At 66.6% G+C, this 10,196-nt stretch carries 11 protein-coding genes and 1 tRNA gene; 5 read left to right on the forward strand and 7 right to left on the reverse strand.

Annotated elements, in window-relative coordinates:
* Positions 1-160 precede the first annotated feature (160 nt).
* The 5 genes from RCF13_RS16295 to RCF13_RS16315 form a co-directional block, all read right to left on the reverse strand.
* Complete coding sequence (locus RCF13_RS16295; protein ID WP_134968672.1) at positions 161-622, reverse strand: hypothetical protein; 462 nt, start codon at positions 620-622, stop codon at positions 161-163.
* A 115-nt stretch (positions 623-737) separates the two neighbouring features.
* Entirely contained in the window at positions 738-1,208 is a 471-nt protein-coding gene (locus RCF13_RS16300; protein WP_111202060.1) for a hypothetical protein, read from the reverse strand.
* A 94-nt stretch (positions 1,209-1,302) separates the two neighbouring features.
* A complete protein-coding gene (locus RCF13_RS16305; protein WP_061479299.1) occupies positions 1,303-1,782 on the reverse strand; it encodes a hypothetical protein in 480 nt (159 codons plus the stop codon).
* A 258-nt stretch (positions 1,783-2,040) separates the two neighbouring features.
* Positions 2,041-2,919, reverse strand: coding sequence for a 30S ribosomal protein S6--L-glutamate ligase (rimK, locus tag RCF13_RS16310; protein WP_005418651.1), 879 nt, complete (start codon positions 2,917-2,919; stop codon positions 2,041-2,043).
* A gap of 97 nt (positions 2,920-3,016) precedes the next feature.
* Positions 3,017-3,259 (reverse strand): hypothetical protein, encoded by a 243-nt coding sequence (locus RCF13_RS16315; RefSeq protein WP_053499212.1) that lies wholly within the window; start codon positions 3,257-3,259, stop codon positions 3,017-3,019.
* Positions 3,260-3,404: 145 nt separating this feature from the next.
* On the opposite strand from RCF13_RS16315, the gene RCF13_RS16320 reads away from it, so the two are divergent.
* Positions 3,405-3,908 (forward strand): hypothetical protein, encoded by a 504-nt coding sequence (locus RCF13_RS16320; RefSeq protein WP_134968673.1) that lies wholly within the window; start codon positions 3,405-3,407, stop codon positions 3,906-3,908.
* A 50-nt stretch (positions 3,909-3,958) separates the two neighbouring features.
* Here RCF13_RS16320 and RCF13_RS16325 read toward each other — a convergent pair.
* Both RCF13_RS16325 and RCF13_RS16330 read right to left on the reverse strand, forming a co-directional pair.
* A tRNA-Gly gene (locus RCF13_RS16325) sits at positions 3,959-4,032 on the reverse strand.
* Positions 4,033-4,152: 120 nt separating this feature from the next.
* Complete coding sequence (locus RCF13_RS16330; protein WP_134968674.1) at positions 4,153-6,006, reverse strand: autotransporter domain-containing protein; 1,854 nt, start codon at positions 6,004-6,006, stop codon at positions 4,153-4,155.
* 207 nt (positions 6,007-6,213) lie between these two features.
* Between RCF13_RS16330 and thiS the strand changes: the two genes are divergently transcribed.
* The 4 genes from thiS to RCF13_RS16350 all read left to right on the forward strand — a co-directional run bounded on the left by thiS (position 6,214) and on the right by RCF13_RS16350 (position 9,936).
* Positions 6,214-6,414 (forward strand): sulfur carrier protein ThiS, encoded by a 201-nt coding sequence (thiS, locus tag RCF13_RS16335; RefSeq protein WP_005418796.1) that lies wholly within the window; start codon positions 6,214-6,216, stop codon positions 6,412-6,414.
* Positions 6,415-6,532: 118 nt separating this feature from the next.
* Positions 6,533-7,327, forward strand: coding sequence for a thiazole synthase (locus tag RCF13_RS16340; RefSeq protein ID WP_005418798.1), 795 nt, complete (start codon positions 6,533-6,535; stop codon positions 7,325-7,327).
* A complete protein-coding gene (gene trmB, locus RCF13_RS16345; protein ID WP_053501092.1) occupies positions 7,327-8,061 on the forward strand; it encodes a tRNA (guanosine(46)-N7)-methyltransferase TrmB in 735 nt (244 codons plus the stop codon). The genes RCF13_RS16340 and trmB overlap by 1 nt, the downstream gene beginning before the upstream one ends.
* Positions 8,062-8,088: 27 nt before the next feature.
* On the forward strand, positions 8,089-9,936 hold the full coding sequence (locus tag RCF13_RS16350; RefSeq protein ID WP_005418803.1) for an SLC13 family permease: 1,848 nt from the start codon (positions 8,089-8,091) through the stop codon (positions 9,934-9,936).
* The last annotated feature ends 260 nt before the right edge of the window (positions 9,937-10,196 follow it).

The raw sequence follows: 10,196 nt of genomic DNA on the forward strand, positions 1-10,196 counted from the left end.
GGACCTCTGGTTCTTGAAGGGTCGTCGGGGGGCCAGGCCCACCCGCTCAGGATGCCCCTGTGCGGGTGGACGCGACGTCTACCTGCTGAACGATACAGGTTCCATTCTTAACATTTCGTACCGACGGGGCGACACCGGGCAAGGCCCCTGCGTCGGCGGGTCAGCGGCTGATGCGCTGCTGGTCGGTCAGCGCCTGGCGGCTGTCTTCCTGGGCCTTGCGACGCTGGGCCACGGTCAGGCAGACACTGGTCGGCATGTTGCTGCCGGTCAGGCGCTCGCGGCGGCAGATCATGCGGCTGTCGGCCTGGGCGCGGGTCATGATGGTGTTGACGATCTCCTGCTCGTTGAACAGGTCGTTGCGCTCCTGCGGGGCCAGCTCATCCACCTTCTCGCGGCCATTCATCTTGATCCGGATCCGGTTCAGCGCCTGCTGCACGCGGCTCTTGTCCTCCAGCCCGATCTCGCTGTAGTCCTCGCTGCCCATGGCCGTTTCAACGCGGCGGATCTGTTCGGATACCGGGGTGAAGGCATCCATCTGCACGGTGTCCTTCTGCGCCTTGGCCTGCACGGTGGTCACCAGGCCGAGCGACAGCATCAGGGCGAGCGTAGTGATGCGGTACATGACGAGCTCCATGTTCGTCCATGAATAGGGTCTCGACTTTACGGTTGCGCCGATGCGTCCACAAGGGACGCACGGCAGGGTGACCGATGGCGGCCTGCGACCCGCCCAACCACGGTTACGGCTTGTAGTTGTTGAAGCGCTGGTTGTCGTTGAGCGTCTTGCGGCTGTCTTCCTGCGCCTTGCGGCGCTGGGCCACGGTCAGGCAGACGCTCTGCGGCATGTTGCTGCCGGTGGTGCGCTCGCGGCGGCAGACCATGCGGCTGTCGGCATGGGCGCGGGTCATGATCGTGTTGATCACTTCCTGGTCGTTGAAGATCTCGGTGCGGTCCTGCGGGCTCAACTGCTCCACCCGTTCGTGGTCGCCCATCTTGATCTTGATGCGGCCCAGCGCCTGCTGCACGCGGCTTTTGTCTTCCAGCCCGATCTCGCTGTAGTCCTCGGTGTTGATCGCCGTCTCAACGTTGCGGATCTGTTCGGCCACCGGTGCGTTGGCGTCGAACTTTACCTGCCCTTTCTCGGGCTTGGCGTGCGCGGTGGTGGCCAGTGCCAGGCCCAGCATCAGGGCGAAGGGGGTCATGCGCTGCATCGTTACCTCCAGGTTCTTCCATGAGTGGAACATCGGCCCTGCGGTGCCACCGATACGCCGTTACGGCACCCCGGTGGACCGAAAGGCGGTGCGGTCAACGCCCAGCGGGCGGTGGGCTGAGCGTGTTGTAGCTGCGCTGGTCGTTGATCAGCGCCTTGCCTTTCTCTTCGATCCGGCGCCGTTCGGCCACGGTCAGGCAGCGGCTCCTGGGCATGTTGCTGCCGGTGGTGCGTTCGTACCTGCAGATCTGCCGGCTGTCGTCATGGCCACGCGCCATCAGGGTGTTGATGCGTTCCTGCTCGTTGAAGACCTCGGCCTGCAGCTGCGGCGGCAGCTCCTGCACGGTCTGGCGTTCGCCCAGGTGCTGGCGGATACGCGACAGCGACTGCTGCACCTGGCCGCGATCCTCGGCAGACAGCTCGGCGTAGTCGGGGGCGGCCAGCGCGGCTTCCACCTGGCGCATCTGCTCGGCGACCGAGCCCTGCCGGTCCATCTGTACGGCGACCTTCTCCGGCTTGGCGGCAACAGCGCCAGACAGGCCCAGCAGCAACGCGATCGTCATGATGCGGTACATCGCCAACCTCCCGATCCATCCCGGAACGAAGGGCCAACTCTACGACCGTCACGCGGCCTCCACAAGAGACCTTGGGCACAGAGCCGACAGGCATAAAAAAGGCCCAGACGGTGCACCCGCCTGGGCCTGAAGTCGTATCCCGATACCGATCCTGCTGAGAGGCAGAGCTGCGGTTCGCTGAAGCCTACGCCGACGTCGATTAAAGCCTCGTTAAAGCCTTGGCTCATTCACCCATGAGAATCTCAACCCCATGAATAATCAGGGCTTTTTGATCTTCTCTACGTGTTCGATGATGCGTGTGGCCACGTCGACCCCGCAGGCCGCTTCGATGCCTTCCAAACCGGGCGTGGAGTTGACCTCCAGCACCAGCGGGCCGCGCGCGGAGCGGATCAGGTCCACGCCGCACACCGACAGGCCCAACGCCTTGGCCGAACGCACCGCCACCTGCTGCTCGGCGCGGCTGGCCTTGGCCGCCACGGCGGTGCCGCCAGCGTGCAGGTTGGAGCGGAAATCACCCTCCGGTGCCTGCCGCTGCATCGACGCCACCACCTGGTCGCCCACCACGAAGCAGCGCAGGTCGGCGCCCTTGGCCTCGCCGATGAATTCCTGCATCAGGAAGTTGGCGTACAGGCCGCGCAGCGCTTCGACGATGCCGCGCGAGGCACTGGCCTTCTCGGTCAGGATCACGCCGCGCCCCTGGGTACCTTCGTTGAGCTTCACCACATGCGGCGGCGGACCGAGCATGGACAGCAGGTCGACGGTGTCATCGGGGTTGTCGCCGAACACGGTGACTGGCATGTCGATGCCCTTGGCCGCCAGCAGCTGGTGCGCGCGCAGCTTGTCGCGCGAACGCAGGATGGCATCGGACGGATTGGGCGTGCGCGCGCCCATCAGCTCGAACTGGCGCAGCACGGCGGTGCCGTAGCGGGTGATCGAGGCGCCGATGCGCGGAATGACCATGTCCACGCCGGTCATCGGCCGGCCTTTGTAGTGCATGGAAAAGCCATCGGCGGCGATGCGCATGTAGCAGCGCAACGGGTCGAGGATGCGCACGGTATGGCCGCGCGCGCGCGCCGCCTCGACCAGCCGACGGGTGGAATACAGGGAGCTGTTGCGGGACAGGATGGCGAGCTTCATCGCGGCGGGATCGGTCGGCAGGCGCGCAGCATAGCGCGGGCGTGTGGCGGGCGGATGATGCCCGTCGCCGACGATCTCGAGCGTTGTGGATGAAGCTTCAGCTGTCCCGTTCAGCACTGGCCTGGAAGCCACGGGCCGCTTCGCCCAGCGCCGCCACGCAGGCCATCTGCAGGGCAGAATTGCTGAACGCCTGCTGGTAGATCTGTTCGAGCAGTTCCGCGGCCTTGGGACCACCGGCACGCCCGAGCGCGCGCACGGCCTCAAGCTGCTTGTTCGAGCCGACGCCGGCTGAAAGAAAGATCCGATGGATGCGCTCGACGACGTCGTTCCGGCAGTTCATGGAAGGCAGCTCCTGATCAGTATCCGCTCACGCTAGCTGCTCAGCGCCGGCCTGCCCATGGGAAAAGTTTGAAGCGTTACGCGCCCCTCCGCAGCGCCTCTAGGACTTCTACGAAAATGTCGCTTTCGGCTGGAAGCAGGCGAGCGTGCCGATCACCATGGAAGCTCCTCCCAAAGCGGAAATCCCGATGTCGAAAATGGAGCAACTTGCACAGAAGCTGCAGCAGTCCGCACACGCGGAGCAGGCCAGGGCCGCCGCTGTCGAAAAGCAGTACCAGGACTGGATCCAATCGCTGCATGTGTTGTTCGACACCCTCGAACGGTGGCTGCAACCGTTGGTGCAGGCGGAGGTGGCCACGCTGCGTCGGGACACGGTCACCATCACCGAGAATCCGTCATCCGGGGAACTGAAAACCTACGCGGCCCCCGCACTGACCCTGAACGTCAATGGCAAGGCCGCCGCGATCAAGCCTCTGGCCCGCTTCTGCTTCGGCTGCCAGGGACGGGTGGATATTCTGGCCCGGGAAAACCAGTGGCACCTGACACGGCACTTGGAGCCGGACGAGGTCTGGTACCTGCACACGCATGATCGCGCCCAGGGACGCGTGCTGGACGCCGACGCGTTGGCCGCGGTGTTCGCGGCGTACTGAGGCGGTCTGAAGGAACCTGCGCGGCGGAAACGCGGCGCGGTCTTGAAGGATGGAGCGGGCGATGGGAATCGAACCCACGTCAGTAGCTTGGGAAGCTACAGCTCTACCATTGAGCTACGCCCGCAGTGCGCGGTGAAAGTCTATGCGGTTGGGCCGGTAGAGCGCAATGGTGGCCACCGCATCCGCGAGGGGTCGGAGCCCTTTCCCTGCGGAAAGGGCTCCGACCCCGGCGGTTGCTGCTTAGTTAGAACGTGCCGCTGAAGTTGGCGAACAGGGTGGCGTCCTGCGCACGCTTCTGGCCGGTCGACGCGCTCAGGCCGAAGTTGCTCTGCAGCCCGAACAGTTCGGTGCGGGCACCCAGCACGACGGTGGCGTAGTTCTTGTCGAACTTCAGGCCCGGCACGCGGTAGCTGCCCAGTTCCGGCAGGGTCTGCAGCCAGGCGCTGGCCTGCTTGGTGTCCTCGAACTCGTGATCGTAAGTCACCTGCGCATACGGCTTGAGGGTGCCGCCATCGAAGCGGGCCTGCCAGCCAATGCGGCCGACGGTCGAATCGACGTTCTGGCGGTCATAGCCCAGTGCAGTGGCCAGGGTGCCGGCCGCGGCGCTTTCGGTGTAACCGTCGATCTTCACCTTCTGCCAGATCACCGAAGCGATCGGGCCGTGGCGGAAGCCGCCTTCGGTGCCGAACTCGTAACCGGCGTTCAGGGCGGCGGTCAGGTTGCTGCCGTCCGGCGAACCACCGTGCTCACGGGTGGCCGGGCCCAGCTGGACCTTGCGGTTCACGTCATAGGACAGCCAGGTGTAGCTGACCTGACCGTTCACCCAGATGCGGTCGCCGTACCAGCCAGCGAACAGACCGGCCGTGGTGTCCTTCTGCGTGAAGTCGCCGCGGTTGTTGCCGAAGTCGGCGTTGAGGCGACCGAAACCGGCGAAGCCGCCGAACACCATGCCGTCGCGTGCCCAGTCGATACCGAACAGACCGGCCGGGGCCAGCCCGTCGTACAGGTCGGCGTGGTCGTAGCGCTGCAGGTCACCCCGCACGCCACCCCACCAGGACAGGCCGTCAGCCGGACGACCGCCCAGGTGCATGCTGACCTGGTCGGCGCGCGAGCGGCCGATGGTCTGCGCCGAGTGGCTCAGCACCTGCTGCAGGCGCGGCGCTTCCAGCACCGAGACCGCGTACTGGCCCAGCAGCTGATGGCCGGCGGTGGTCGGGTGCACGCCATCGGCGAACAGGTAGGTGTTGGCCGCATCCGGGCTGACGTAGCTGGTCGGGTTGCAGGTCAGGATGCTCTGCGTCGAGTTGGCCGGATCGATCTTGCAGGCGGTGCTGGTGACGTTGGTGAAACCGTACATGCCCGGGTTGGCGGTCACTTCACGCAGGATGCTGAAGGTATCGAGCGGAATGAACTCGATGCCCGCCTGCTTCAGGCCACCGTACAGGGCCTTGTTGTAGCCGGCCGACAGTGCGGTGGCGGCGGCGGCATTGGGGCCGCGGAACTGTGGGGTGATGCCCACATCCGGCAGGTTCGGTACCAGCACGTACTGGGCGCCGGCCTGCTTCAGCGCACCCACCAGCGCGATCTGGTCGGTGACCGCTGCGCCGATGATACCCTGCACCTGGGCCTGCGACGCACCACCTGCCGCCGCACGGGTGGCCGCGAACAGATCATTGGCGCCTCCCCATACGGTGTACAGGGCGTTGCCGTCAGCCTTGCCACCGTTCGCGGCAAGGTAGCGGGTTGCTTGCGACTTCAGCGACGGAATCACGCCCAGGCCACCGGCCTCGTCCACTGACACGCGGGCACCGCCGACTGCATAGTTGTCACCGCTCTGGCCGTTGCCGTTGGCGGCGCCATTGAGGCCGTAGTAGTTGGCGACCTGCTGCGCCCACACCCAACCGGGGTTGGTGGTGAACTGGCCGGTGACCGGACGCACATCGGCCGGCAGCAGCGGGCGGAAATAGCCGGCGTCGGTCAGGCTGTCGCCGAAGAACACGGCCTTGGAATACGGGGATTCGCCTGCCATGGCCGGAACCGCGGCCAGCGCGATCGCGGCCGCCATCAGGGAGCGGATCGGGCGTTTGCTGAGCAGCATGTAAGAAACTCCTGTGGGGATATCGTTGAGGACCCGGCGGACGTACGCCGGCGCACGGTGAATGGTTTCACTGCGCCGCCTTTTGCTCACGCTGCGCCGCCGCATGGATTGTCGCCCGGCAGCGTCGGACAACACTGTGCCGGGGCTGGCGGCCGAGGCAATTTGCAAGGGTTCCGATCCGCGAAGGCCATAGGCGACAATGCGGCGATGAACATCCAGCTCAACGGCGAACCCCGTACCCTGCCCGCCTCGGCGACCCTCCACGATCTGCTGCAGGCCGAGCAGTTGCTGCAACGCCGGGTCGCGGTCGAGGTCAACGGCGAAATCGTCAGCCGCAGCCGCCACGGCGAGCACGTGCTGGCCGAAGGCGACGTGGTGGAGATCGTGCACGCGCTGGGTGGGGGCTGAGACCTGCGCGGGTGTTCAGGGGTCAGATCCCTTTGCCGGTGGCAAAGGGATCTGATCCCACGCTCGCCCCCGCCCTCTACGTGACCCCATCTTCAGGCGGATAAGCGATAATCGCGCCATGAACGTTCATGTCTCCCCCGATTCGCTGGTGATCGCCGGCAAGACCTATGGCTCGCGGCTGCTGACCGGCACCGGCAAGTTCAAGGACCTGGAAGAAACCCGCCTGGCCACCGAGGCCGCTGGCGCCCAGATCGTCACCGTGGCCATCCGCCGCACCAACATCGGGCAGAATCCGGGCGAGCCGAACCTGCTGGACGTGCTGCCGCCGGAGCGCTTCACCATCCTGCCCAACACCGCCGGCTGCTATACCGCCGAGGACGCCGTGCGTACCTGCCGCCTGGCCCGTGAGCTGCTGGACGGCCACAACCTGACCAAGCTGGAAGTGCTGGGCGACCAGAAGACCCTCTACCCGGACGTGATGCAGACCCTCAAGGCTGCCGAGCAGCTGGTCAAGGACGGTTTCGAGGTGATGGTCTATACCTCCGACGACCCGATCCTGGCCAAGCGCCTGGAAGAGATCGGCTGCGCTGCGGTGATGCCGCTGGCCGCGCCGATCGGTTCGGGCCTGGGCATCCAGAACAAGTACAACCTGCTGCAGATCATCGAAGACGCCAAGGTACCGATCATCGTTGATGCCGGCGTGGGTACCGCGTCGGACGCGGCGATCGCGATGGAGCTGGGCTGCGACGGCGTGCTGATGAACACCGCCATTGCCGGTGCGCGCAGCCCGGTGCTGATGGCCAGCGCGATGCGCAAGGCGGTCGAGGCCGGCCGCGAGGCCTTCCTGGCCGGGCGCATCCCGCGCAAGCGCTACGCCAGCGCCTCCTCGCCGGTGGACGGGCTGATCGGCTGATGACCAATCCTTTTGACAGCGCCGGTTCCAAGGCCCCGCCCAAGCCCTTCACCGTGAGCGAGGGCCGCCGCGAGGTGCGCAGCTTCGTGTTGCGCCAGGGCCGTTTCACTCCCGCCCAGCAGCGCGCATTCGACGAACGCTGGCCGCGCTTCGGCATCGATTACAACGGCCAGCCGCGTGACCTGGACGCCACCTTCGGCCGCCCGGCACACAAGGTGCTGGAGATCGGCTTCGGCAATGGTGCCGCGCTGCGCTTCGCGGCCCAGCACGACCCATCGCGCGACTACATCGGCATCGAGGTGCACGCCCCGGGCGTGGGCCGGCTGCTGAACGCGCTGGCCGAGGACAATGCCGACCACGTGCGCCTGTACCACCACGACGCGGTGGAAGTGCTGCAGAACGAGATCGCCGACGGCGCGCTCGATGAAGTGCGCATCTACTTCCCGGACCCGTGGCACAAGAAGCGCCACAACAAGCGCCGCCTGCTGCAGCCGGCATTCGCCGAACTGCTGGTGCGCAAGCTGCGCCCGGGGGGCCGCCTGCACTGCGCGACCGACTGGGAAGACTACGCCGAGCAGATGTGGGACGTGCTCGACGCCACCGCCGGGCTGGTCAACCGCGCCGGCCCGCGAGGCAGCGTGCCGCGCCCGGACTGGCGCCCGCAGACGCACTTCGAGACCCGCGGCCAGAAGCTCGGCCACGGCGTCTGGGACCTGCTGTACGACCGCACCTGACGATCGCCTGAGGACGCCGCGCCCCACATGGATACCGCGCTGACGCTGACCAACGACATGAAGCTCGTGCTCGGGCTGGTCGGCTTCACGATGGCGATGTTCCTGTTCGAGCGCATCCGCGCCGACGTGGTCGCGCTGGTGGTGCTGGTGGTGCTCGGTGTCACCGGCCTGATCGCACCGGAGGAGATCTTCGGCGGTTTCTCCGGTAACGCGGTGATGAGCATCATCGCCACCACCATCCTCGGTGCGGGCCTGGACCGCACCGGGGCGCTGAACCGGCTGGCGGCCTGGCTGCTGCGGCGCGGCCACGGCGTCGAGCAACGGCTGCTGATGATGACCACCGCCATCGCCGGCCTGAACTCGTCCTTCATGCAGAACCCGTCGGTGATGGCGTTGTATCTGCCGGTCGCCTCGCGACTGGCGGCGCGCACCGGGCTGACGATGCAGCGCCTGCTGCTGCCGATCTCGGCGGCGATCGTGATGGGCGGCGCGCTGACCATGGTCGGCAATTCGCCACTGATCCTGCTGAACGATCTGCTGGCCTCGGCCAACAACAACCTGCCTTCCGGCCTGGCCACCATCGAGCCGCTGCGCATGTTCGCGCCGCTGCCGATTGGCGTGGCGTTGCTGATCGCTTCGTTGCTGTACTTCCGCTACTACGGTGACCGCAAGCTGATCGAAGAGGAAAGCCTGGTCAATGACGGGGTCACCCCGGCGCGCACCGAGAGCTACTTCGCCAAGACCTATGGCATCGAAGGCGATGTGTTCGAGCTGGTGGTGACCGCCGAGAGCCCGCTGGTGGGCATGACCCTGGGCGAGGCAGAGACCCTGCACGATGCGCCGCTGCTGCTGGCGCTGAAGACCGGCAACGACACTCGCTTGGCACCGCCGGCGGAGATGCGCATCTGGGTCGGCAGCGTGCTTGGTGCGATGGGACCGCGCCAGCAGATCAGCGACTTCGCGCAGAACCAGTTCCTGCGCATGTCCTCGCGCCTGAAGCACCTGGGTGACCTGTTCAACCCCAGCCGTGCCGGTATTTCCGAGGCAGTGGTGCCACCGACCTCGAACGTGATCGGCAAGAGTGCGGCCGATCTGCGCCTGCGCAAGGAGCGCGGCATCAGCCTGCTGGCGATCAACCGCGACAAGCAGGTGATCCGCGAGGACGTGCGCGACGTGCAACTGCGCGCCGGCGACATGCTGGTGTTCCACAGCATCTGGACCGACCTGGCGCAGGCCGCGCGCAGCCGCGACTTCGTGGTGGTGACCGACTACCCGACCGGCGAGCAGCGCCCGCACAAGTTCAAGATTGCGATGGCGATCTTCGCGCTGACCATCCTGATCGCGCTGACCAGCAAGCTGCCGGTGGCGCTGACGCTGATGACCGGCGTGGCCGGCATGCTGCTGACCGGCGTGCTGCGCATGGACGAGGCGTATGCCTCGATCAACTGGAAGACGGTGTTCATGATGGCCGGGCTGATTCCGCTTGGCTGGGCGATGGACTCCAGCGGCGCGGCCGCATGGGTGGCCGGCCATACCATCGACAAGCTGCCGACCGGCATTCCGGTGTGGGTGCTGGAGGTGGCGCTGGCGCTGCTGACCACGGCGTTCTCGCTGGTGATCAGCCATGTGGGTGCGACCATCGTGATGGTGCCGATCGCGGTGAACCTGGCACTGGCAGCGGGGGGCAACCCGACCGCGTTCGCGCTGATCGTGGCGCTGTCGGCGTCCAACAACCTGATGACGGCCTCCAACCCGGTGATCTCGATGATCACTGGCCCGGCCAACTACACCCCGCGCGAGATGTGGCGGGTCGGCGGCCCACTGTCGCTGATCTATACCTGCGTGGTGGTGCTGATGATCAACCTGATGTTCTGAGGGTTGGGTTTGTTGGCAGGGCTGCGCCCTGCACCCGCAGAAGCCGAAGCAACAGCTGGCTTCCTGTGGGATGGCGGGGTGGGGGCGGGGGGGGGGGGGGCGGGCCCGTGCACACCGGTATCGCGGGGGCCCCAGGAAATACCTCCCAGTAAACGCCGGGGCCCCCAACAATCGGCACACCCCCCCCCCCAACCCCCCCCCCCCCCCCAAGACACGTTCACCCGGCGGCAGGGGGGGGCCCCCCCCGGGGCGGCACCGCG

Source organism: Stenotrophomonas maltophilia group sp. RNC7, assembly GCF_030910085.1.
Lineage (GTDB): Bacteria > Pseudomonadota > Gammaproteobacteria > Xanthomonadales > Xanthomonadaceae > Stenotrophomonas > Stenotrophomonas sepilia.